Here is a 24,204-nt window from a genome sequence, read left to right on the forward strand (position 1 = left end):
AAGCCAAAAGTCGTTCCATTTCGATCACTCGCTCATGCAATCTACCGTTTTTATTGAAACTTGTTTAACACAAGTTCAGCTTAAAAAGGAATGTTCTAAATCGCAAAATTTCGTTTCGATATCTAGTTTTCAAAGAACAAGCTCCATGCAAAAGCAAGCTGTTTGAGAGTTTGAGCTCTCAAAACTGAGCAACGAGTGAGTAGTTTTGCAGCTAAGCTGCGTATTTGAATGTTTCCACGCGGGAAACGATTCTCCATAGAAAGGAGGTGATCCAGCCGCACCTTCCGATACGGCTACCTTGTTACGACTTCACCCCAATCATCTATCCCACCTTCGGCGGCTGGCTCCTTGCGGTTACCCCACCGACTTCGGGTGTTATAAACTCTCGTGGTGTGACGGGCGGTGTGTACAAGACCCGGGAACGTATTCACCGCGGCATGCTGATCCGCGATTACTAGCAATTCCGACTTCATGCAGGCGAGTTGCAGCCTGCAATCCGAACTGAGACCGGCTTTTTAGGATTCGTTCCACCTCGCGGCTTCACAGCCCGTTGTACCGGCCATTGTAGTACGTGTGTAGCCCAGGTCATAAGGGGCATGATGATTTGACGTCATCCCCACCTTCCTCCGGTTTATCACCGGCAGTCACCTTAGAGTGCCCACCCGAAGTGCTGGCAACTAAGATCAAGGGTTGCGCTCGTTGCGGGACTTAACCCAACATCTCACGACACGAGCTGACGACAACCATGCACCACCTGTCTCCTCTGTCCCGAAGGAAAGATACATCTCTGTACCGATCAGAGGGATGTCAAGACCTGGTAAGGTTCTTCGCGTTGCTTCGAATTAAACCACATACTCCACTGCTTGTGCGGGTCCCCGTCAATTCCTTTGAGTTTCAGTCTTGCGACCGTACTCCCCAGGCGGAGTGCTTAATGTGTTAACTTCGGCACCAAGGGTATCGAAACCCCTAACACCTAGCACTCATCGTTTACGGCGTGGACTACCAGGGTATCTAATCCTGTTTGCTCCCCACGCTTTCGCGCCTCAGCGTCAGTTACAGCCCAGAGAGTCGCCTTCGCCACTGGTGTTCCTCCACATATCTACGCATTTCACCGCTACACGTGGAATTCCACTCTCCTCTTCTGCACTCAAGTCACCCAGTTTCCAGTGCGATCCGGGGTTGAGCCCCGGGATTAAACACCAGACTTAAATGACCGCCTGCGCGCGCTTTACGCCCAATAATTCCGGACAACGCTTGCCCCCTACGTATTACCGCGGCTGCTGGCACGTAGTTAGCCGGGGCTTTCTTCTCAGGTACCGTCACCTTGAGAGCAGTTACTCTCCCAAGCGTTCTTCCCTGGCAACAGAGCTTTACGATCCGAAAACCTTCATCACTCACGCGGCATTGCTCCGTCAGGCTTTCGCCCATTGCGGAAGATTCCCTACTGCTGCCTCCCGTAGGAGTCTGGGCCGTGTCTCAGTCCCAGTGTGGCCGATCACCCTCTCAGGTCGGCTACGCATCGTCGCCTTGGTGAGCCGTTACCCCACCAACTAGCTAATGCGCCGCAGGCCCATCCCCAAGTGACAGATTGCTCCGTCTTTCCAGTTCTCTTCAGGAGAAGAAAACAACTATTCGGTATTAGCTACCGTTTCCGGTAGTTGTCCCAAACTTGAGGGCAGGTTGCCTACGTGTTACTCACCCGTCCGCCGCTAACTATCAGAGAAGCAAGCTTCTCATCAAGTCCGCTCGACTTGCATGTATTAGGCATGCCGCCAGCGTTCGTCCTGAGCCAGGATCAAACTCTCCAATAAAGTATTGAAAAGAGCGATATGCTCATTTTGAAACTGACGAGATTAAAAATCTCATTTGTGCTTTGAAATCATACAGTCCGAAGACTTGTACAGATTTCTCAGCGTCGATCTTGCAAGCAAGATCGTTACTCACTCGTTGTTCAGTTTTCAAAGATCAAACTCATTTGTGTTACTCTTTTTCGTCTTAACCGTGTTTTCGGCGGCGACTTAAATAATGTATCACATTTCGTTTGTTTTCGTCAAGAACTTTTTTTAATTTCTTTTTTTGAAGCTTTTAGTTCTTTGCTAATTCCTATGCAGAATTTATCATTTGTTGACGATAATCTCGTTTGAGGAACGGAATATAATGTATCATATTTCCTGAATAAGAGTCAACCTCTTTTTATAAATTATTAAACAAACAAAAAAGGAAGGTTTCCCCTCCCACTTTATCAACCATATAACGGGAAGGGTTTACGAGTAGTTACGCCTCAATCCAATAGCGGATTTCCCGTCCATCTCCTCCTATAAAGGATGGCCATCCTGCCGATTCTTTTACTATAGAACGAAACACCAGCTTACGAAGAATGAGTGGCAGATCCTCCCTTACAAATCTCAACTGTGGATGATGGACAAGTTCATCCATACTCCACGGTTCCCTTCGACTTCCCAGCACACGCAGAAGCAATCCAGAGCAATCGCTCATTTTGGACATCACTGAGAATTCACAAGCAAGCAGTACAAGCTCGACTCTCTGTTCCAGCGTCTCCGAGCTTACTGTGAGCTCCTGATAGAGCTTCCACAAGGCACGATCCAGACTCTGCACATGTGTCCAGACGGCATGATCCGGGTAGATCCCCTGTTCAATAAGTACAATTCTTGCCCAGTTCCCTAGAGCCTCAAGCACATTGTAATAGGCATCAACAACATGGCCCTCTTGAATGTAACGTTTGGCTTCCACATACATTCTCAAAAAACTGGCGAATTCGTGTAGCAGCTTTTGCTCACGCAATTCGGTTCCAAAAGCAGATAGCTCCTCTCGCAAATCGCTCAAGGCGTTATCCGCTTCCCAGATGATCTCACCTTCAATAAGGCACTGCATGATGTTATTGTTATCCCCCGTAATTACACTGCTCTGCAGCTCATGACGGCTGACATAGATCATTTGATAACGAAGATCACCATATTTGTAGTGTCCAACCTTCGATACCAACTGGTGGGTATTATGAACAACAAGTACGAGCAATTCAAAATCCTGGATTAGGGAGCCGTGGAATCGCTCTCCCGAGTGGGAATAAGCGATAGCCCCAACTGCCCCTGTCTCTTCCGACTGTTCGGACAAAAAAGCAAGGTTCTTTAGTTCCACGATTCCCTCCATACAATTCATGGCAGATAAGCGCCAAGTCAGTTATAATGTAATTCTACATGCAGATTGAAGTTTCCTTCTTATCCAGGTCCGATACTACTCATACGAATGGAGCATTTTTCATGATTTTTAAATCAGCAAAAATTAATGCTTTTCGCACTTGGGGACTACTACTTACCATGCTAGGCATGGGCCTAATGGTACTGGGAACTGCCGGAATTGTGTTCTGGGGACACGCGGGCAAAGTATTTGCCGCTGTGGGACTCGTCATCGGCCTAATTGCCATGATGGCTAGTCTGGCCATTTATTTCTGGGCTGGCATGCTTTCCACAAGCGCAGTACAAGTGGACTGTCCGGAATGTGGCAAGTTAACCAAAATGCTCGGCAAGACGGATCGTTGTATGTTCTGTCACACCATCCTTACCCTGGACCCTAATCAGGCCAATACAACCAGTTCACAACTGAAAGCGCATTCCACACCTCCATCCCCTTCCGACACAGATCATGGCATGAGTTCCAACAGCTAGATGTTCTTTTCATCAAAGCCCAGAGACAGAAAAAAGGCCCGGTATCTTCACCGGACCTTTTTTTGAATTTCAGAAAGACTTTTAAATTAATTAATATATAAGTTCAATAGAGCTATTTCATGTTTATTTCGAATACCCTGCGTGTTTTAACGTCTCCCATGCCGATGCATCGGCGAAGCTTCGATTCCATGCAGCTACTCCGCCCAATTTCAACGAAGCAACCAAATCAACACGTGCCTGAAGCGAAACGGCATCTTCTATCCAGATTTTCTTAGTGGCCCCATCCTCGGAATATTCCACATAATTCTGTCCGCTTTGTTTATCCAGAACAGGTTTGAGTTTCTTTTCCTTGATCAGGTCTGTGACGGTGCTCATGCCTACCGCTTTGGAAGACACTTTCACTTCTCCTTGATCATTGGTCTCTTCCGTCCAAATTCGAGTATATAGCGGCACAGCCATAATCAATTTGTTCGATGGTACTTCATCCTCTTCCAGGATCCGTCTCATAGAAGACTCGGTCCAAGGAAGCGAGGCAACCGAACCGGCCTTTGGACTGGCAGCCCAATGCTCATCATACGCCATAACGACAATATAATCGGCAAAAGAGCCTAACGAGCGACGATCCAGAAAAGCAGACCACATCTCACTGTTCGATTTCGGCGTCACATCAACTGAGAGCATCAAGCCATGAATGCGCGCCATCGCTTTGATTTCGCGGACAAATTGAGTGATATTCGGTCCATCATCTGTATAGACGTTCTCAAAATCAATGTTAATGCCGTCCAAATGATAGGTCTGTGCATACTCCAGCATCTGCTCAATAATATGCGTACGTGTCTCATATGAGGCAACGGCTTCTTTCGTAATATCCGGATCAAAGCTGTTATCCATCAAGCCCCACACTTCCATGCCGGAATGGTGAGCCCAGTTGACGTATGCTTTATCCCCTTTGCTTTTTACGTTGCCTTGTCCATCTGTAATATGGAACCACGTGGGACTGACCACATTAACTCCAGGCATCTTGCCAATTGAAGCCACATCAGGCTGTCGATTGTATACAGCTTCCCAAACCAGGTTGACCGGTTTATTCTGCCACTTTTTCTCCGCCGCAGTCAGTGTGAATTTTGGCTTGTCCAGTTCCTTTTTCTCCGTAAGGGTGACATACTTATTAGCCACATAACCGGCATAACCATTATCCAACTGAACAAAGCTCTGGTCATCTCCTGTTTGCCATACTCTTACTCGTGCGTCCTGCTCCATATCAGCAATGATGGGAGAAGATTCTCCCCCGCGTTTGTATAGTGGAACCGTTTTGTCCACCTTGGAAGACAATGTATCAATCTCTGCATACTGAATGGTGTCACCTCCACGCATCAGTAGCACTGCACCCGTTATAGCATCTTCCTGTATCGCTATCCCATATACTTCTTTTAATGGTTTGAGCGGAATATAAGCTTCGCCCCCAACCACCTCCGGTTTAACCGTCATGGGATAATCTCGATGATTAAGTTCCGCCTTCGTACTGCCTTCCTTCATATGGAGCACTCGCTGCGGTGTTGCAATAATGATATCTCCTGTGCCAGCTTCATAACGTATTCCGGAATCGATCGCCTCTTGCAGCACCGATACAGGCAACTTAAGCTGATCCCCCGTTCCTGAAGCCTCACCATCCATCAGTTGTCCGTCCACAAAAATAGGTTGGTTCATTCCAATCCAGTCGGGGTCTTCGTGAATCTGATTAAGCCAAACATTCGTTACTAGCCAATAAGCACCGCCTGCAATAACACAGGCAGCCAAAAATCCAGGCCAGAACGAGCGGCGCTTCTGACGTGTATATCTGCTTTTTCTACTCAAACGTCTACCTCCGTTAATCATGCTGAATCATGAAATATCTAACCTGCTGAGACTATATACATTCTATCGTCCTAAAAACAAAAAACGTGAAGAATCCAATCTGAATTCTGCACGTTAATATTGTAATTCAACTCTCTTAATCCCTGCAACTTTTACAAACACCATAAACTTCCAATCGGTGACCATGTACTTCAAATCCTGTACTTGACTCCGCCTGGAGCTCCACGCTTTTTAGCGAAGGATAACTAAAATCTTCGATCTTGCCGCATTTATCGCAGATAACATGGTAATGATCCGTCACATTGGCATCGAAGCGACTTGAGTTATCTCCGTATGTCAACTCCCGGACCATGCCCGCTTCCAGAAACATCTTCAAATTGTTATATACAGTCGCCACGCTCATACTGGGAAACTGGGGTTCAAGCGCACGGTAAATTTCATCGGCAGTCGGATGCCCCATGGATTCCATCAGATAGTTCAATATGGCATGACGCTGGGGTGTAATACGGACACCGGTCGTTTTCAGATGCTCCAACGCATGTTGGACACGTGTTGCCATAAAACCCACCGCCTTACCTTTCATTACTCTGCAGAGACAGAATGTATGATCACTGTTCTCTTCATTCAGAGTTGATCCTCGGCTGGAACAACGACTTACATTTTCCTGCCGTGTAACCTTGCCAGTTTATATTTATTGTACGGCGATTGCAAGTTTATTGTCAACGCGTCAGTCAGGGAACTTCGGACGTTTGGTCTTGGGAATTCTGTCCGTCTTCGGTCATTTGTTCCAAGTTATCATCCGTATCTTCCGAATCCAGTGAATTCGTTCCAACAGGAGGCACTGCAGGATTACGATCAATAGTGAGGTCGCTGTTTCCCTCAACTTTAACCGTATACTCTCCTTCACCAAGCTGGCCCTCAATCGTTTTATTCTTCACTTTAAACGGCAGATCCGTTTGCAGATCTCCATAACTGCTGGAACCACTGAGGCTATAATCCCCCCGCTCCGGAAGCAGAATGTTAATAGCACCTACAGCGCTATAAACGTCCCAGTCACCGCCTACTTTGGCGGATACAATACTTATACTACCATTGAGGGATTGAGCTTTGACTGCCAAACTTGCGCCGTCTACACTGATATTTCCGTTTCGGGTATCCGCCGTGATCTCTCCGACGGAGTCCGTGATGCTAATACTTCCGACTTGTGTAGTCAGATTCACATTTCCAGAAACCCCACGGGCCTTCATGTCGCCTCGATTACTGTTCAAGTCCACATTTCCGATCGCATTTGCCACAACGACATCACCATTCAGCGTTTTACCGGAAATATCACCTACCGCATTCGTAATTCGTATACGTCCATTTCCGGTCTCGGCCAAAATAGTACTAATGGCCTCCGGACGATTCAACAGTATGGCTCCATTGGACGTTCGAATATCGAGATTAAAACGACGATCATCCGGGATCGTTATGGTGATATTCATCCGCGGCTGTGTTTTCTCGTTCTCTCCATACGTTTTGCCTGTAGTCTTGATATGAATCACTTTTGTCCCGTCTGCCTCAACAAAGGAAGCGTCCGCTACTGCTTTGGCCTGTACTTCAGTTGTCTGATCCACCCAAACTACCGTGCGCACTTCAATCTCTTCTGTGTCCCCCCGCTGTATCGAGATATCCCCGTTAACTCCCTCAACTACAAGGTCCGACGTATCCATACCTACAGGCACCCGAATCGTGCCCTTATCTTCCATATATCCTGCTGCCTGACTATAATCCATGGATGCTGCTCCCAGATTAAGACTCACCCTGTTCCACAAATGCATATAGTGATCCTGCTCTGAAACGATAAATACAGAAGCCGTCAGGACAAGGGACGTCAGGATGCCCTTCGCATCGGGTCTAAAGCGCATTTTAATTTTCTCACCTTGGTTGTCTGAAGCTGCATTCCCTCTTCGACGTGTCACTAAGAACAACAGTATGTATTCTACACCTAACACAACGAGCAAGAGGGGCCACCAATCGACCATCTCATATACATAGTCCGTTCCCCACCGTTTATCCAAAATCAACAGCACACCGACAGCTACGAGTAAGGCGGCAGCCGTATAGCGGCCGACCCGGACTTTACGGTTCATGGCTATCCCTCCTTGAATAGTTCACACTAGATTTTCTTCTTGCGAAGCATGACCCAGATTTCCCGTCCGAAAAGGATTAGTCCTCCTGCGATCATCAGAACAGCAAAAGTGTATCCGCCATAGACAGCGATTAGCTCTTTAAACCAACGTGGTTTACGAAAGAACAATACCAGCAGCGATCCCCCTACAATCAGAAGCAACCCAAACGAAATGCCTCTCTCCCACACCATCATGGCTTCCCCTGCAGAACGATCATTAGGGATGGGCTTGTCCGAGCTATTATGGGTAACCGCTCTTCTCCTGCGCATCATCACCCAGTCCGCAGATTGTAATACGTCGAATACATTGTAAAAGTAAATCACCGGAATAAACAACGCCAGCAGGATAAGCAATGGTACATTGATCTGTATTCCAATAGTTGAGAAGTACAAGAGTGCTGACAGGTCCAGAAGCACAAGCATCATGAAAGTCAGACCTCTCATGTATAATCGGAGATAAATATGGCCCAGACCCGGAATAACCGCACTTAGCAACCCGGCAATAAACTTGTGAGTCCGATTTCGGACAGGTTTTCTGCGCGTTCCGCTGGAATTATTGTTCGACTGACGTTTCCGTTTCATAAACGACTCCTTTCTTCCGGGGCTGACGTTCCCGCTCTTCATGCATTTGGTTAGATAGTACCCTAAAGAGCCAGGAGAGTAACTGGAAGAAATATGGTTATGAGCAAAAACCCTCCGGCACTACAGGCCTCAGAGGGTTTAATTCATTTATTCGACTGACACTTTCGTTACATGTTCCCACTGTCTTAACTTGGATACGAGCTGCACTGCACTGAACTCATGCGGCATGTAAACATGCAACACAATTTCAATTTTGCGTTCAACCGATATCATTTCTGCATAAGCCAAATCCTGCTCATTAACCGTTATTTTACGGATTTTGATCTTCTCCTGCTCCATAAATGAAGATACCTGTTCCAGGAAACCGGGCTCAGACAAGGTATGAAGTGTAACGACATGCAGTTTGTTTCCCCGTATATACCTAAGCTCCAACTTATTGAATACCCAGAGGTTAAGTAATACCAAGACTGTTGACACGATAGAGGCAAAAAAGAATCCCGCGCCTGTTGCCAGTCCGATGGCTGCCACAACCCAAATGGAAGCTGCCGTTGTCAGTCCGGTAATCGACTTGCCGGTAAAAAGAATCGTGCCCGCTCCAAGAAACCCAACGCCTGTAATAACGGCTGTAGCCAGACGGGCCGGATCAATCCTTACGTTTAATTCATTTGCAAAATCTTTAAAACCATAAATAGACAACATCATGATTAGTGCAGATCCAAGGCACACCAGAATATGGGTACGCAGACCGGCAGCATGATTGGAACGCTCCCGCTCCAGGCCTACAAGCCCTCCAAGCAGCATAGCCAGTAATAATCGTAATAAAATGTGCCACTCATCTATTAACCAGGGATTGCCCAAAGCCGGTATTCCTCCTCCAAGTTGTTCACATCATTAATCTTTATTCTTATGAAATGTCGTTAATTCCACTCCAGGTGCAATCTGTACAACTTCCACGGGTTTAAAACCGAACTTGGTATACAATTTCACGGCTGGCTGGTTCAACGTTCCTGTGGAAACGATATAACGAGGGAGATCCGGATACTGCTCAAACACATACGTCATCAAAGCAGCAGCAATTCCTTTACGAAAATGATCAGGATGCACCATCATTCGTGTAATCGTCAACGTATTGATCTCTTCCTCATCCACTGCAACCGCACCAAGCAATTCGCCATCCGTGTCCAGATAGCCATAGAAAGTCTCTCCACAATTCTGCAGCGTCTCCATCGTATCCATCAAAGGTGGAATTTCCTGAAACCCGATGATTTCGGCTTCAAGCCGATAAGCTACATGCTGCAGTCGCCAGAGCTGACCTACTGTCTCCAGATCACTCAATGACAAAGATTGAATCTTCATAACCTACCTCATCTCCTTCATACGTCCACTGAATCCAGACAATAAAATCAAACTTGTGCCCCTAACAAAAAGAGGCTGTCACAGGGACGAGCCTCTTTCTGTCCGGCCTCACCGGATGGATTAGCGGTTCAGTACATCTGTAAGCAGTTGATTGGCTAGTCCCGGATTGGCTTTGCCTTTGCTTTCTTTCATGACTTGACCAACGAGGAAGCCAATGGCCTTCTGCTTACCAGCCTTGTAATCTTCCACGGATTGTGGGTTGTTTGCTACAACCTGCTCCACAATGGCGAGAATGGCACCTGAGTCACTAATCTGGACCAGACCTTTTTCTTCAACGATTTGCTGTGGAAGCTTGCCGCTCTCGAGCATTTCCTTAAATACCGTTTTGGCGATTTTACTGTTAATTGTACCTTTTTCAAGCAGTCCAATCATCTCGCCCAGACCTTGGCCAGTCAGTGGCACCTGAGTCAATTCAAGGTTGCTGGTATTCAAATAACCAAGCAAATCACCCATAATCCAGTTGGATACGGCTTTGGCATCCTTGGTGTATTTCAGACTGTCTTCAAAAAGATCAGCGACCGCTTTGGAAGAGGTAATAACCTCCGCATCATAATTAGGCAGTCCATAATCAGCGGTATAACGGGCTTTACGCTCGTCCGGAAGCTCCGGTATGGAAGCTCTGATCCGTTCTTTCCAGGCTGCATCGATATGCAGCTTCACCAAGTCCGGGTCTGGGAAATAACGATAGTCATGCGCTTGCTCTTTACCACGCATCGACAGTGTTTTCCCTTGAGCCTCATCCCAGCGACGAGTTTCCTGAACCACTTCACCGCCGTCGTCCAGAATTTCCGCTTGGCGATACTGTTCATATTCCAGACCACGCTGAACGCCGCGGAAGGAGTTCATGTTTTTCAGTTCGGCTCTCGTTCCAAGCTTCTCCTGTCCATGCGGACGCAAACTAATGTTGGCATCACAACGCAGTGACCCTTCTTCCATCTTCACGTCAGATACATCACAGTACTGCATGATGGCACGCAATTTCTCCAGATATGCACGCGCTTCTTCCGGAGAAGAAATCTCCGGCTCGGAGACAATCTCCACCAGCGGGGTACCAACACGGTTGAAATCGACCAATGAAGCATAGCCGCCGTCAACGTGGGTAAGCTTCCCTGCATCTTCTTCCAGATGAAGACGCGTAATGCCGATTCGCTTCGTTTCACCGTTGACTTCTATATCGATCCAGCCGTTCTCACCGATCGGTTGATCGAATTGTGAGATCTGATAAGCTTTCGGAGAATCGGGGTAGAAGTAGTTTTTGCGATCAAACTTGCTGACATCAGCAATGGTGCAGTTAAGGGCCATGGCCGCTTTCATCGCGTAATCTACAGCTTGGCGATTCAATACAGGCAATACGCCTGGATGTCCGAGACAGACCGGACAAGTATGTGTATTTGGCGGTGCTCCAAAGGCAGTGGAGCAACCGCAAAAGATTTTGGAGTTTGTATGCAACTCGACATGGACTTCAAGTCCAACGACCGTTTCATATTTAGATGCGGACATTTCTATATTCCTCCGTTCCGGGCAGTCTACAGCTGCGGACGCTGCTTGTGGAATTCCGTATTTTGTTCAAACGCATGCGCTACGCGCAGTACGGTCGTTTCATCAAAAGCTTTACCGATAATTTGCATGCCGACAGGTAGGCCATCCGAGAATCCGCAAGGGATGCTGACTGCAGGTACACCAGCCAGGCTGACTGGAATGGTTAGAATGTCGTTGAGATACATCGTAAGTGGGTCATCGACTTGGGAACCAAGTTTGAATGCTGTTGTTGGCGCAGTTGGTCCAATGATGACATCATATTTGGCAAATACGTCGTCGAAATCCTGTTTGATCAACGTACGGACTTTTTGAGCTTTCAAATAATACGCATCGTAGTAACCCGAGCTGAGTGCATAGGTTCCAAGCATAATGCGTCGTTTCACTTCGGGACCAAAACCTTGACTGCGGGACTGATGGTACAGGTCCAGCAAGTTTTCCGGATTGTCTGCACGGACACCATAACGCACGCCGTCGAAACGAGCCAGGTTCGAAGAAGCCTCTGAGGAAGCGAGCAGATAATACGTAGCCACCGCATATTCGGTATGCGGAAGGGATACTTCTTCCCATGTTGCACCGAGTCCTTCGAGGACTTTCAGGGCAGACAGGACTGTTTCTTTAACTTGAGGATCAACGCCTTCTCCAATGTATTCCTTTGGAACAGCAATGCGAAGTCCTTTGACGTCCCCTGTCAGTCCGCTCAAGTAATCTGGGATATCCACTTTCGCGGATGTCGAATCTTTGGCGTCATAACCAGCAATGGCTTGCAGCACATAGGCAGAATCCTCGACATTTTTCGTCAGAGGTCCAATCTGATCCAGGGAGGATGCGAATGCAACCAGACCAAAGCGGGAAACGAGTCCGTAGGTAGGTTTCAATCCGACAACGCCGCAATAGGATGCAGGCTGTCTGATGGAGCCCCCAGTATCTGATCCCAATGTGAAATAAGCTTCTCCTGCCGCAACAGCCGCAGCAGATCCACCACTTGAGCCGCCTGGAACACGATCGAGTGCCCAAGGGTTACGTACAGGGTAGAAGCTTGAATTTTCATTGGAGCCGCCCATGGCGAATTCGTCCATGTTCAACTTCCCGATCGTCACGGTATCCGCCGCTTTCAGCTTCTCGACAACCGTTGCATCATATACCGGGTCGAAGTTGCGCAAAAACTGGCTGCCGCATGTTGTGCGCAGTCCGTTCGTAACGATGTTGTCCTTAATGCCGACTGGCAGACCGAAAAGTAAACCTTTCTCCTCACCGCTGACGAGACGATCATCCAGTTGACGTGCACGTGCACGTGCTTGTTCTTCATCCAGCGCCAGATAAGCCTTAACCTTTTCATCCCGTTCACCAATGTTCTGATATGCCTGATTCACCAGATCGCTGACCGACAGCTCCTTGGCGTACAGCTTGTTATGTATCTCCGGCAACGATTGTTCAAATAAACTCACGTAATTCGTCCTCCTTCCGGTTATCCGTTATTCCATTACAGCAGGCACTTTGAATTGCCCTTCTTCTTCTTCTGGTGCATTGCGCATGACCTGTTCAATCGACAGACTTTCCTTCGTCTCATCTTCACGCATCACATTGCTGACGTGCAGCACGTGAGTGGTTGGCTCAATGTTCTCTGTATCCAGTTCATTCAGCTTCTCAGCATATTTTAAAATCGCGTTCAGCTGTCCAGTCAGGGTCTGCTCTTCTTCGGCAGTCAAATTAAGCCGGGCCAGCTTGGCCACATGCTGAACGTCATTATTCGAAATACTCATTTCCGGATGCCTCCTTCATTCGTTCTAATTCCTGAAACCGCCAAAACGAATCGTTCGTTTAACGGGCTAAAGTCCCAAGATAACTTTTTTCATTATAGGTGAGATAGTTCGACAATTCAATGCAAATGACCCGAGTTACCGAATATGCAAAATAACCCCATAACAATGGAGTCTTCCTTTAATGCAAATTTCAAAACCTAATTAACTGAATTTTCACACGCATAACCAGTATAATGAGGGCTTCAACGTTCATACGTTCCAATCTAATCAAAAAAGAGCCGGCATCAGCCGACTCTTAAAATTCTAAATCCATGCACGCAGGTTAACCTGCTTTATAAAATCCGCCTGTGACATAACATCGTTCGCGGTTTCCTCTTCCTCTTCCACAGCTTGAAAATCTCCGTTCATCAGATGATGAAACAGTTTCTCATTGTGTGTCGCAAGGGCGTAATCTATCAACGCTTCTCGCTCGACCCGCTCAGCTTCCTGCTTCAGCAGAACCTCTTCTAGATCGACGTCGCCGGATGGAACAAAAAAGTTCCGATTCACCTGCGGCACTCGAAGCACGTAATCGAACGCATTGTCCGGATTCCGGTCATAAGCGATGATGAAACCATATTCCCCCACAGGAAGATTCTGCTCAAACGCATCCGCGACGATGACAACCTTCTCTCCTAATCGCAGCATCGTCTAACCTCCTGGTAGTCTATCTTTTTATTATTTGTATAGTCTACTAGAAAAGAATAGCGATGTCTACGATTACTAGAATTAAACAAAACATTTGTGCAAAATCTTTTTTCCATGTCGCAAACTCATTATTTGCCCGATGTTTGCTTAGGAGTCCTGCGGTCTGCTCGGATCACAACGAACCAATATATGATCAAAGGTGTGGGGAATCCGGTGATGCCCCACAATCCCCATAACCAGGGGAAACGGTCACGCCTTCGTGCATCCTGAAAGATCCATGTTCCCTGTATCAGCAAAAGAATGGCAATCAGAATAAGCCATATGAGCGGAATTTCATTTAAAGGATAATGCAGATCATTCATGACGAGTCTCCTTCCGGCGTCGCCCTGACCAGATTGCTGCCACGGCAATCGCTGCGCACAAGCTAATAGCCTGGATACCCAAATATAGAGCTGGAGCCGAATGGAACAATAAGGCACCAAAAGCGATAATGAACAATCCCACAATCCAGAACAAGATCATTTCGATCCGATTGGCTCGTCGTCTCATTTGTCTTCGTTCCTTGACTTGGGCTTCAATTGAGGCTAATGAAGGAATATTTACAGGTTCATACGCATCATCGAGCACTTTCAACTGTTGTTGCATCCGCATCAGAATCTCTTGTTCATCCTGTTCTTCAGATCCACTCATGCTCATCCCAGCTCCTTTCTCAATTGACGAAGGCCATAGGCAGTTCGAGACTTCGCCGTTCCGGATGGAATACCAAGCATTTCACCAATTTCATCATAGCCATAACCATAATAATGCTTCAGCAGGACGGCAATACGATGTTCTGGGGTTAACCTTGTCATAGCATCCATCACATCTGTCCATTCTTCATTCCGGCTCTCAAATTGCCATCGCAATTTTCGTACAGCCTGATTACGAATTGCTTCCAGCCAAATCTGTTCTCTTCGCCTGCGTCTAGTCTTGTCGATATATATACGGGTGGCAATCGTAATCATCCATGACGAAAAGGCAGACGAGCCATCGTATCTATGAATATTTTCCATACATCGAATCATTGTATCCTGCACCGTCTCCTCGGCAACGTTGGGGTCCATCGTTACTTTGACAAGATACTTATACACAAAAGCGTAATGACGCTGCAGCAGTTCTGCCAGTGCACTGTCATCTCCCTGTATCGCTCTCTGTACCTCTTCCAGTTCGGCTGCCTCCATCTGAATCATCACCTGCTCTCCGCTCAGTCTTATGTTATTACGACAGGCTCTGCAGAAACGTTCAATTCAATCCAAAAAAAATCTGAAGCCGACAATTTCCCGGGCAATCAGACTTCATTTCGGTAATCTTGCAGTTTGTCGAACCACGGTTGGTTGCGGGCTCCGCTGCTTAATAAACGACTTCTCCAGATATTTTGCTGTTGATCTTTGATTGGATTCATCTCATTATTCATGTAGTTATGTAGTTGAGGACGCTGGTTAACTGCTTCTATTCTGCTACTTTCCATTGCTCGACGGTTTTCTTCGATGATCACATGCTCGGCACGTTGTCCCAACTGAATCACTCGCTTTTTCTCCACTTCTATTTCCTCGCTCTCATTAGCTATTGTTTCATAATTCTTCTGACTATTATCATCTCAAGCTTATTATAATTCGACTGACTAAATGGACTAGAACAATCTTCTGTAGATACTTGTCAACGATCTGTATGTAGGGCTAAACGGGATGTAACTTTGATAAAAAAGAGGCTGAAAACAAAAAAAGAACGCAAACCGGGTATAGACCACAGTCTGCGTGCTTCGCAAGTTAGGGTGTTTCTTTTTATTGCTTCAGTTAGATGGTGCTTAAACGCTTGTAACAACTAATTGCTATTCTAATGAAAAAGTTGTCACTTGTCCAGACTTTCTTCACATAAATTGTCGGATCATCTTGCAGACACGTAAGGATTGTTCTTCTTCTCATAACCGATTGTCGTTTTGGGACCATGACCTGGATACACTTTGACCTCATCCGAGAAGGTGTATAACTTGTTCTGGATCGAATCAATCAGATCCCGTTCACGGCCTCCGGTCAGATCCGTTCTGCCTACACCCATACGGAACAGAACATCACCTGCAAACAGATCATCACCACATAGCAGACTTACACTGCCTGGTGAGTGTCCCGGTGTATGGTACACTTTGAACGTATGGCCAATAAAGTTCAAAGTCTGCCCTTCGTCCATGGCATATTCAGCTGGATCTGTCGAAAGCGGCGGGGTAGCCTGAGGCCAGTTCAAAGAACCATTCAATTTCGGCGTCGTGAGCCAATCGCTCTCCAAGTCATGCAAATAAACGGGACAGCCTTTCAATTTGCGAATTTCATCCACGCCACCCATGTGATCAAAATGCGCGTGAGTTAGCAGGATCGCTTCGATCTCCAGGTCCTGAATGGCTTTGAGTAATGGGCCCGGATTCATTCCCGGGTCAATGATTACGGCTTTACCTGGATCATCACCCTGCAACAGATACGCATTGGTCTGGAGCGGTCCCAATGAAAATGTACGAATGTTAAGCATATCGGCTTAGTAACCCGAAATCAGTTCACGCAACTCACGAATAATCGCTGCATTTGACTCCGTTCCTTCCCCATAACGTTTCCCAATCTCTTGACGTGCAACAGCCAAATTATCCTGATAATCTGCCGCTTCACGGTCCGGGTTGAGACGTTTGAATTCAACCATAACTTCCTGCACATGTTGCGGACGAGGCCCCCATTGACCCAGTACATGTCCGCCCGTATCTGCAAAAATAACGACAGGGACAGAGCGTCCGCCCATCGTAAGGAACTCATCCATCACTTCAGGGTGATTTTCCAAAATAAGAACTTCTGTCGGAATGCCGGAGATTTCCAGCGCCTGGAACACGACCGGAACATTACGTACCACATCGCCACACCAGTCAGCAGCCAAAATTAACACACGCAAATCATCGCGGTGATTCAGGCTTTCGAAAAATTCACGATCATCCTCGCTTGGCCATGCAAAGCTGTCGTAGTTTGCCTGAAACTCACTTTGGTTCTTCGTCATGCTCTCAATGAATTCTTTCGGTGGCAGACCTTTACCGAATTTGTGAGACAAGTTTGGTTTTCCCATAACTAGACACTTCCCTTCTTTTTACGAACATTCATCCATTTAATAAGTACATAAACAATCATAAGTGCAAGAGCAACGAGCAGAATCGGCATAATATAAGGTGCCGCTTTCTCGTTGATATGTTGCCATTGATCTCCAAGTATCATCCCTAAATATATAAACAATGCAGACCAAGGTATAACAGCGAGGGTTGTCAGCAAAATAAATCGACCCGTATGCATTTTGGATATACCGGCAGGAATCGATATGGCATGTCTTACGACCGGAACAAAACGCGCCGTGAAAATGACACCTGTCCCATACTTGCGGAACCACTCTTCGGAATGGTCGATGTGCTTTTTCTGGATCAATATGTATTTTCCGTAGCGTTCAAGTACAGGTCTTCCGCCATAACGGCCAATCCAGTAAATAAATAGCTGGGCTATGACACCGCCCACGGTACCAAAAATCATTGCACCGAAAAAATTAATATGGCCTTGTGAAACGAGAAAACCTCCATATGCCAGTACAATTTCACTCGGAATAACTTCAAGCATTAGTCCAAGCATAATTCCAAAGTATCCAAGACTCTGAATCCAATCGAATAATTGATTGACAATGTTATGAATAACGTCCATCTCGACCCTCTTTCTTCATCCTGATTGGCAGTGCCCTTCCACACCATGGATGTTCGTCCCTATTTTATCACAGGCATGTAGCTGTTGCTACTTCCCCCGTTTGGGATAGTGTCCCGCAAGCAGCCGTTTGCATATGGTATCGGGAGAGGAGCGTGAGAAGATGTCATTCAAATCAGCACCCGGTACTCCCCCGGTAAAACATAACACCCCAGGCCAGAAACTGCCTTCTGCCCGAGGTATCCGAAGAGCATGCAGCAAAGAGCTGTATCGAACAGCCAAAAAGTTAAAGGTATATATCTCCCCCGAGCTGATGAAGCAAGCGGAAGAATTGTATTATGGGAAGGTCATCGCCAATCTGCTCTGGATCGGAGAAAATCGGGATAATCGCAAAAAATTATGCGAATGGTGGAACGCGGATGTCAGCTTAGAAATTGCGACTCTATGGGGTGTGGAGGTAGAACCGCTGCAAGCTGCCTTTAAGAATGCGTTTGGCGGATATCGCCTGTAGGTTGGGAGTATGTTGAATCATTGTTTTCATGGAATTTGTTCACTATCGGCGTTGTGTGAGGTCAGATATTCAGGGACTCTTTCTGGTCACTTCTGAAGCAAGTGGACCAAAAGCAAGGAGGCGCAGATTATCCCCATAACGTAATGCTTCTTCTTCAAGCCCAAAACGCCGATCATTTCTCTCCTCCCCTGCTGCCACTTCTTCCGCCAGTTGTCTGTAACGTTCATATATCCTTACTCCAGCAGCAGCGGTCTGCCTCCCTCGTTCAGCATACCCTGCCGCCAGTTCCCTCCGTGATGCCTGTTCCATCCAATACAAGGCTTGGGACTGGCATGACGCGTCAAAACGATTCAGGGCCAGGCCTTGTTCAAAATAGTTCCCGGCCGACTCTCCTCTACCCGATTGAGCGGCTAACCGCCCCAGCTCTCCGTAGAGTTGGGGTGAAACAGGGGAAAAGGACAAGCTCTGCACCAATATGGATTCAGCCTTTTCCGCTGGAAGCGTACGGGACAGAGAGATGGCGATATCCGGTCTGTAGGGGTTGAACTTGTACGCCGAAGTAAGCAGCACCTTTCGTTCAGCACCCCCTGTATCTTTTGACATTGCTAGACGATATTGTTGTTCTGCCGCCACATGTTGTCCAGCAAGCCAGGCTGTCCCGCCAAGCCAAAACATGACGAACAGTCCAGTTAATATCCGTTGAGGCCACGGGCTCAACTGTGGGAAAAAACGGGGGTGTTTTTTGTCAGCCGAGGCATCCAGTAGAGTTGGCGACGAGAGGGCCCAGCCTCCAAGCCAAATAAACATCATCCAAAGGAAGGTGAAGCTCCAGTCAAAGTCCATAGCGCCATGGAGGCCAAAAACAATAACCGAAGGCAGCAGCTGTGGTGCATGCCTCCACATCGTTCGCAAGGTGGAAAAGAACCATCCGGCGATAAGCAGCAACCCGATCACGCCTGTATCAAGGGCCAGATCGAGGAAGCCGTTGTGGACCTCGCCTCCAACATAAGGCGAGGATTGGATGGCGCGAAACATGTTGCGCCATGTCTCTCCCCCGTGGCCCAGCCATGCGGCCTCGGTCCAGAGCTTCAGGGCGTCCCGCCACATCTGAAGGCGGGACAGCCCTGTGCCAACACCAGCCGCCATGCGTTCGGTGGTGGAGGCCACGGCCACAGTGGCGGCGGTGATTGCCGCCAGCACTGTGGCCGTAAGGGCAGCGGCGCGCGCACGAGCGCCGCTGTGCCACAAACGGCACAGCAGCAGCGTGCCGAGCAGCGCAGCTGCCCATGCCCCGGCCAGCGCCAGCAGGCCGGGCACGGGTGCAGGCGCCAGCTGGGCAGCAGCCAGCTGGCGGTAGAGCCAGGCCGCGCACGCCAGGGGCGCGGCCGTGGCCAGCAGCAGCGGCAGGCGGGCACCGCGCCGCTGCAATGCGAAGGCGGCGACCGCGGCGCAGCCGGTCGCCAGCCAAGCGCCGCGCGACTCGCTCAGTAGGAGCGCGGCTTGCGCGGGCATGAGCGGCAGTGCTGCCGCGATGAGCCGCCCGGCCGACAGCGGCCGGGCCATGACGCGTGCGGCGGCAGCCAGCCGCTCCAATGCGTACATGCCAACAACGGCACCGTACGCATTGGGGTACTGCAGCAATCCACCGAGCCGGGCTCCGGCGGAGCTGATCTCGGGGTCAGCGGTTCGCATGACCCCATAAGGCAGCGGCAGCACACCGCACGCGGCAAGTACTCCGCTTAGTACAAGCAGGCCGCCTGCCAATTGCCAGCCGCAGGCAAACCATCGCGCTCCGTTTGCGCGTGAGGCCAGTATGACGGTTAGCAACGCAAATATCGCCAGAAGGCTCCAGCGCAGCATCTCATCCAAGCTTCCCTGTACACTGACAGAGCCCATCCATACATGCAGGCCAAACCAGACTGCCATAGCCAGGGGACAAAGCATCCAGCGGAAATGAGCATACTGCATAATGGCCACATATAGTCGTTTGAGGTAATCCAACCACTGAGCAATCCCTAGCTGCCCTCTCGTCTTCGGTGCATTGAAGCACATAATGAACAAAACAAACCAAATAAGTACACTTCCTGATGCCATCAGTACCATAGGATATACGTCCGTAGCATAAAACAATCCCCTACATAGACATCCTGCCAACAGTAAAGCCACTGCAATTAAACCAAGAACTGCCGTTAATTCCGATTCTGAACTCCACTTAGCCTTCTTATCTGATTTCCCCCCCTTCATGCGTCCCTCTCCTTTTTCCCGTCTCCGTATTCTTCTTAATTAGTTTCAAACAAAAAAAGACAGAAGTCCCCATTAGGGTCTTCTGCCTGATTACATGCCTTTGGCACATTATATATATTTTCACGGGACCCTCTTACCAGTATGTCCCGTCAAAGGCGATGGCAGACGATCTACATCGTCTCAAAGGATCAAGCAACTAAATCATGCATCGCTTTTCATTATCCCGTAAACATTCACATTCAACAGTGATCACAGTGGCTAGCATCTTGGGTGACATCTTTGATAGATTCCCCATTTGAATTCTCTTGGCTCGCATCTGCCCCATGGTTCGGCGCAGCTTCTTTCAGCTTGCCGTCACCTGGAAGCAAGTCCGCACAAGCCCGCTCCAAATAAGGATCTGCGTGAATGAAATCACGGAATGCAGTATATTCATTCCACATGTCAGCAGTCTGCCCAGCCTGGCCTCGTACTGCACGGATTAATATATTTTTCGGCGTATGCTCCATGTCGATAAATTCGAGCAACTGCGTTTTGTATCCCATCAGATCGAGCAGCTTGGCCCGAATGGCATCAGTTGCCAAAGCGGAGAAGCGTTCCTTCAGAATACCGTGTGACAACAACGGATTCATCACGTTGGATTCAATCTGGTCAAACAGCTCGTGCTGACAGCACGGTACAGATAGAATGACCGAAGCGCCCCATCGAACCGCTTTCTCCAAAGCAGCATCGGTTGCTGTATCACAGGCATGCAGCGTTACGACCATATCCACTTCATTCAGCTCGTCGTAGTCAGCGATGTCTCCAACGAGGAACTTCAGGTCACCGTAATGCAATTTGTTTGCCAAATCATTGCAGTGTTCAATAACATCGGCTTTTAAGTCGAGGCCAATAATTTTAAGCGATCTGCGCTGCTGTACGGACAAATAGTGATATAAAGCAAAGGTGAGATAAGACTTCCCGCAACCAAAATCAACAATGGTAAGTGGACGGCCCTCCGGCAGATGCGGGATGACATCCTGTACCATTTCGAGGAAACGGTTGATCTGTCTAAACTTGTCGTACTTGCGAGCCAAAACGCGGCCTTCCTCGCTCATAATCCCCAGCTCGACCAGGAACGAAACGGGAACTCCATCTTCCAGCACATATTGCTTTTTGCGATTATGCGAGAGGTCCACCGCCGTCTTGGAAGGCGACTTGGTCAAGATGGACACTTTATATTTTTTGCTGATCAAAATTTGATAGTCTGCGTCTGTAGTACAGAGCAGACCTTGACGAAACGTCTCTTCGCATAGCAAAGTCATGCGCTCTGCCGCTTCATCCGGAGTCAAATTCTCGTGCAGCACTTTGTTGGTATAATGAAATGCGAATTGATAATGAAGCTGATTCTTGAGCGTTACCGGCTTGACTTGCACTTTCGTATACGAGACATTGTCCCGTCTGCGCAGCTGGCTCCAGGTCGCTGTAATCAGCGAATTCTGTTCAAAGATGTCTTGTATAAGCTTTCGCAATGAATCCACGGGGGTACATCTCACTTTCGGTTTGGTTTGGTCAACCGTTACCATAACACAATTCCGTTCCCTCTCCAAGTTAACGTCCTATTCATCGGTTTAACGGTTCAGCTCGGCAAGCCCCTCTTCCACTTCCTCACGAGGCAAGCCACCTTGTTGCAACTGCTCATCTTCCAGTTGTCTTAACCTTTCATAGAAAGCCTGTACCTCACCCCGATACTGAATAGGATGGCTGTCGTCTACCTGCAGCAGTCTGTACCAGCTATTCTCAGCCTGATCATAACGCCCCTGCTGTTCACGATACAGGGCAAGCTGCTTTTCCGTTCGTGCCGGAAGTTCGTATTGTTTCGTCTGCTTCAATATTCCCTCCACACGATCTGGTGCATCCAGCAGCTTCGGATTAGCCCCATTATTCAGTGCGTACAGGTAAAAATGAAGTGATCTCATCAGACGAATAAGTGCTTCATTCTCCGACTCCATTTTTTCCTGGTCATCTATGCCCTCTACTTTGGCCTTTTCATTATAAATGTACGCCTCTTCTTCGATCAGCCTGGCGGCTTGTTGCAGATTGTCCACTTCAATGACGCCGCGAAAACGGAACATTTCAATGACATCTTCGGCCGGCAGTGAGTTCAGCAGAGATAAATTCAAACCAAACTGCCTACGTAGGAGCTCGTCCAACTCAGACAGAGCCTCCGTGTGTTTTCGCTGTTGTTTGAGTGTAAATACTTTGCCGATCGCTTCTGTCATTTCCTCCATCATGCGGAGCAGATAATCTTTCCTGAACATGCTATGTGCCCCCTCATCATTCGATCGTGTACATTCCAGTTTCACTTGCATGATCCATTCTCATCATTTTAATTCATGCCATGACAAAAAGCCAAAACATGGTCTATGGCTCGTCCTATGCTCTGGCCCTGAACAAATATAAAACCCCTGCCGTTCTTGAGCGAACGTTACAGGGGTTTAGCAAGGTACCGACGCTCCGCCAAGGAGGCGAAATCATCTGATACTCTATTCATGTTCCATTATTACTTCGATAATCCCGTCAAAAATTGTTTAATGACCTGAATTAATTCTTCCGGAGCTTCATACATGCTCATATGTCCTGCTCCAGGAATCACGGCTTGTGTAATATGTGGCTTGTCACTTGTGAATGTACGTTCCGGCGGAATGACGGCATCCTTCTCTCCGGCAACCAGCAGGACAGGAAGCGGTGTAGCGGACAATACATCACGGCGGTCCGGTCGTTCTCGCATAGCCAGTGCAGCTCCAGTTGCCCCTTGCGGTGCAGTCTGGTAACCAATTTCCTTCACACGAGTCACTTGCGTCGATAGCGATTCCACATGTTCTGGTGCAAACAAACCGGGAACCAGCCCATCTACAAAGTGAACAATGCCTTCCGTCTGGATGGTGGATACTGCACGAAGGCGTTTTTCTTTACCCTCTTCACTATCCGGATACGCTGTGGAATGAATCAAGCCGAAGGCATTCAATCGTTCTGGGTGGCGCTGTGCAATAGAAAGTGCGATATATCCGCCCATGGAGTGACCGAGCAGGACAGCCTTGTCCACCTTTAGCTCGTCCATTAATTGCAATACGTCATTGCCCATCTGATCAATGGTATAACTACCTACAGGCGCGTCCGTTTTGCCATGTCCACGCAGATCGGGTACGATGCAACGATAGCTGCGTGCAAGCTCAGGCACCACTTCATCCCAGTAGGATGAACTGCCGCAGTATCCGTGGAGCAAAATGAGTGCTTCTCCCTTACCCTGTTCGGCATAACAAATCGTCGTTCCGTCACACATCACTTTTTCCATATAAATCCCTCTCTCTGCGCGAATTAAATTAATTCAAGTTGTATATTATTAAGCCTGCATATCATTAATGAAACGTTTATCTGTATTTCACTGCTTCGGCGACCGCCTCAGCAATCGTTCGGGACATGCCCATAACAAAATGAAGCGAGGTCATCTGTAGAATGGAATAAGGTCTCGGTCCATTGGCATTCACTACAGCAGCCACGCTGTAATGACCAACTGGCGGCAGCTTGCCGCCAACCGATTTTGCCGGAATAAGTGGATGTTCCGCAAGATAGTATGTACCTGTTGCCTGTTTTGGACCCAGACAAGCATCTATGGCGATGATGGCATGATGTGACGGGACAAGCGCCAGCCTCTTCTCCAGTGTATCAGCATCACAAGGAGAAGCCAGAGTCCCTACAACGTGATTCACTCCATACTCCTGCAGTAGACTGCCTGTCAGTGGGCCCAGTGCATCTCCGGTGGAACGGTCCGTCCCGATACAGACAAAGGTGATTTCATCCGGTGAATGAAGCTTATAGATGTGCTTGAAAAATAATACCAAGTCTTCTCCCTGCACATTTTGGCGGGCTTCCCTACTTTGATGACGAACCAATTCCCGCTTATATGCTGCCAATCTATTTACCTCCTTTACACATGTGCTCCCTACCTGAGGCTCTATGGTTATATTCCTCATTT

At 48.0% G+C, this 24,204-nt stretch carries 26 protein-coding genes and 1 rRNA gene; 3 read left to right on the forward strand and 24 right to left on the reverse strand.

Annotated features, from left to right (window positions below; genetic code table 11):
- Positions 1–259 precede the first annotated feature (259 nt).
- Positions 260–1,811: ribosomal RNA gene (locus tag ACDJ58_RS25270) — 16S ribosomal RNA — on the reverse strand.
- A gap of 463 nt (positions 1,812–2,274) precedes the next feature.
- Positions 2,275–3,156 (reverse strand): nucleotidyltransferase-like protein, encoded by an 882-nt coding sequence (locus tag ACDJ58_RS25275; RefSeq protein WP_413373583.1) that lies wholly within the window; start codon positions 3,154–3,156, stop codon positions 2,275–2,277.
- Between the two features lie 122 nt (positions 3,157–3,278).
- On the opposite strand from ACDJ58_RS25275, the gene ACDJ58_RS25280 reads away from it, so the two are divergent.
- Entirely contained in the window at positions 3,279–3,683 is a 405-nt protein-coding gene (locus tag ACDJ58_RS25280) for a YgzB family protein (RefSeq protein WP_053778954.1), read from the forward strand.
- 123 nt (positions 3,684–3,806) lie between these two features.
- Here ACDJ58_RS25280 and ACDJ58_RS25285 read toward each other — a convergent pair whose 3' ends face one another.
- From ACDJ58_RS25285 to ACDJ58_RS25365, 17 genes are all read right to left on the reverse strand, one after another.
- Complete coding sequence (locus ACDJ58_RS25285) at positions 3,807–5,537, reverse strand: glycosyl hydrolase family 18 protein (protein WP_413373584.1); 1,731 nt, start codon at positions 5,535–5,537, stop codon at positions 3,807–3,809.
- Positions 5,538–5,673: 136 nt separating this feature from the next.
- Positions 5,674–6,096, reverse strand: a complete 423-nt coding sequence (perR, locus tag ACDJ58_RS25290; RefSeq protein WP_024631328.1) for a peroxide-responsive transcriptional repressor PerR — start codon at positions 6,094–6,096, stop codon at positions 5,674–5,676.
- Positions 6,097–6,268: 172 nt separating this feature from the next.
- Positions 6,269–7,669, reverse strand: a complete 1,401-nt coding sequence (locus ACDJ58_RS25295) for a DUF4097 family beta strand repeat-containing protein (RefSeq protein WP_413373587.1) — start codon at positions 7,667–7,669, stop codon at positions 6,269–6,271.
- 26 nt (positions 7,670–7,695) lie between these two features.
- On the reverse strand, positions 7,696–8,289 hold the full coding sequence (locus ACDJ58_RS25300; protein ID WP_413373588.1) for a hypothetical protein: 594 nt from the start codon (positions 8,287–8,289) through the stop codon (positions 7,696–7,698).
- A gap of 147 nt (positions 8,290–8,436) precedes the next feature.
- Positions 8,437–9,147: an MgtC/SapB family protein gene (locus ACDJ58_RS25305; protein ID WP_099858589.1), complete on the reverse strand. Its 711-nt coding sequence runs from the start codon at positions 9,145–9,147 to the stop codon at positions 8,437–8,439.
- Between the two features lie 33 nt (positions 9,148–9,180).
- Positions 9,181–9,645, reverse strand: a complete 465-nt coding sequence (locus ACDJ58_RS25310; protein ID WP_413373590.1) for a GNAT family N-acetyltransferase — start codon at positions 9,643–9,645, stop codon at positions 9,181–9,183.
- Between the two features lie 120 nt (positions 9,646–9,765).
- Positions 9,766–11,205 carry an Asp-tRNA(Asn)/Glu-tRNA(Gln) amidotransferase subunit GatB gene (gene gatB / locus ACDJ58_RS25315; RefSeq protein WP_094939147.1) on the reverse strand — a complete coding sequence of 480 codons (1,440 nt, stop codon included), beginning with the start codon at positions 11,203–11,205 and terminating at the stop codon, positions 9,766–9,768.
- A 26-nt stretch (positions 11,206–11,231) separates the two neighbouring features.
- Complete coding sequence (gene gatA / locus ACDJ58_RS25320) at positions 11,232–12,689, reverse strand: Asp-tRNA(Asn)/Glu-tRNA(Gln) amidotransferase subunit GatA (RefSeq protein ID WP_413373591.1); 1,458 nt, start codon at positions 12,687–12,689, stop codon at positions 11,232–11,234.
- A 27-nt stretch (positions 12,690–12,716) separates the two neighbouring features.
- Positions 12,717–13,004: an Asp-tRNA(Asn)/Glu-tRNA(Gln) amidotransferase subunit GatC gene (gene gatC, locus ACDJ58_RS25325; protein WP_110001637.1), complete on the reverse strand. Its 288-nt coding sequence runs from the start codon at positions 13,002–13,004 to the stop codon at positions 12,717–12,719.
- Between the two features lie 303 nt (positions 13,005–13,307).
- Positions 13,308–13,691 carry a hypothetical protein gene (locus ACDJ58_RS25330; RefSeq protein WP_024631336.1) on the reverse strand — a complete coding sequence of 128 codons (384 nt, stop codon included), beginning with the start codon at positions 13,689–13,691 and terminating at the stop codon, positions 13,308–13,310.
- A 128-nt stretch (positions 13,692–13,819) separates the two neighbouring features.
- Positions 13,820–14,053 carry a sigmaY antisigma factor component gene (locus tag ACDJ58_RS25335; protein ID WP_413373592.1) on the reverse strand — a complete coding sequence of 78 codons (234 nt, stop codon included), beginning with the start codon at positions 14,051–14,053 and terminating at the stop codon, positions 13,820–13,822.
- Positions 14,046–14,381: a YxlC family protein gene (locus ACDJ58_RS25340; protein WP_413373593.1), complete on the reverse strand. Its 336-nt coding sequence runs from the start codon at positions 14,379–14,381 to the stop codon at positions 14,046–14,048. The genes ACDJ58_RS25335 and ACDJ58_RS25340 overlap by 8 nt, the downstream gene beginning before the upstream one ends.
- Before the next feature lie 2 nt (positions 14,382–14,383).
- Positions 14,384–14,911, reverse strand: a complete 528-nt coding sequence (gene sigY, locus ACDJ58_RS25345) for an RNA polymerase sigma factor SigY (RefSeq protein ID WP_113055490.1) — start codon at positions 14,909–14,911, stop codon at positions 14,384–14,386.
- Between the two features lie 107 nt (positions 14,912–15,018).
- Entirely contained in the window at positions 15,019–15,255 is a 237-nt protein-coding gene (locus ACDJ58_RS25350; RefSeq protein WP_413373594.1) for a hypothetical protein, read from the reverse strand.
- Positions 15,256–15,614: 359 nt separating this feature from the next.
- Positions 15,615–16,247, reverse strand: coding sequence for an MBL fold metallo-hydrolase (locus ACDJ58_RS25355; RefSeq protein WP_090904734.1), 633 nt, complete (start codon positions 16,245–16,247; stop codon positions 15,615–15,617).
- Positions 16,248–16,253: 6 nt separating this feature from the next.
- Complete coding sequence (locus tag ACDJ58_RS25360; protein WP_113055371.1) at positions 16,254–16,823, reverse strand: thioredoxin family protein; 570 nt, start codon at positions 16,821–16,823, stop codon at positions 16,254–16,256.
- A gap of 2 nt (positions 16,824–16,825) precedes the next feature.
- The gene (locus ACDJ58_RS25365; protein ID WP_413373595.1) at positions 16,826–17,440 is read right to left on the reverse strand and encodes a DedA family protein; all 615 of its coding nucleotides are present in this window, start codon (positions 17,438–17,440) and stop codon (positions 16,826–16,828) included.
- 160 nt (positions 17,441–17,600) lie between these two features.
- On the opposite strand from ACDJ58_RS25365, the gene ACDJ58_RS25370 reads away from it, so the two are divergent.
- A complete protein-coding gene (locus ACDJ58_RS25370; protein ID WP_064640579.1) occupies positions 17,601–17,948 on the forward strand; it encodes a hypothetical protein in 348 nt (115 codons plus the stop codon).
- 69 nt (positions 17,949–18,017) lie between these two features.
- Here ACDJ58_RS25370 and ACDJ58_RS25375 read toward each other — a convergent pair whose 3' ends face one another.
- Positions 18,018–19,265 (reverse strand): O-antigen ligase family protein, encoded by a 1,248-nt coding sequence (locus tag ACDJ58_RS25375; RefSeq protein WP_413373596.1) that lies wholly within the window; start codon positions 19,263–19,265, stop codon positions 18,018–18,020.
- 244 nt (positions 19,266–19,509) lie between these two features.
- Between ACDJ58_RS25375 and ACDJ58_RS25380 the strand changes: the two genes are divergently transcribed.
- Positions 19,510–19,650 (forward strand): hypothetical protein, encoded by a 141-nt coding sequence (locus ACDJ58_RS25380; RefSeq protein WP_413373598.1) that lies wholly within the window; start codon positions 19,510–19,512, stop codon positions 19,648–19,650.
- Positions 19,651–20,431: 781 nt separating this feature from the next.
- On the opposite strand, the gene ACDJ58_RS25385 is transcribed toward ACDJ58_RS25380, so the two are convergent.
- The 4 genes from ACDJ58_RS25385 to yyaC form a co-directional block, all read right to left on the reverse strand.
- A complete protein-coding gene (locus tag ACDJ58_RS25385) occupies positions 20,432–21,709 on the reverse strand; it encodes a class I SAM-dependent methyltransferase (protein WP_413373599.1) in 1,278 nt (425 codons plus the stop codon).
- 90 nt (positions 21,710–21,799) lie between these two features.
- Positions 21,800–22,489: a DUF6483 family protein gene (locus ACDJ58_RS25390; protein WP_413373600.1), complete on the reverse strand. Its 690-nt coding sequence runs from the start codon at positions 22,487–22,489 to the stop codon at positions 21,800–21,802.
- Positions 22,490–22,731: 242 nt separating this feature from the next.
- On the reverse strand, positions 22,732–23,523 hold the full coding sequence (locus ACDJ58_RS25395; protein ID WP_413030464.1) for an alpha/beta fold hydrolase: 792 nt from the start codon (positions 23,521–23,523) through the stop codon (positions 22,732–22,734).
- A 76-nt stretch (positions 23,524–23,599) separates the two neighbouring features.
- Positions 23,600–24,142, reverse strand: a complete 543-nt coding sequence (gene yyaC, locus ACDJ58_RS25400) for a spore protease YyaC (RefSeq protein ID WP_413373602.1) — start codon at positions 24,140–24,142, stop codon at positions 23,600–23,602.
- Positions 24,143–24,204: the final 62 nt, after the last annotated feature.

Source organism: Paenibacillus taichungensis (assembly GCF_047302525.1).
Classification (GTDB): domain Bacteria; phylum Bacillota; class Bacilli; order Paenibacillales; family Paenibacillaceae; genus Paenibacillus; species Paenibacillus taichungensis_B.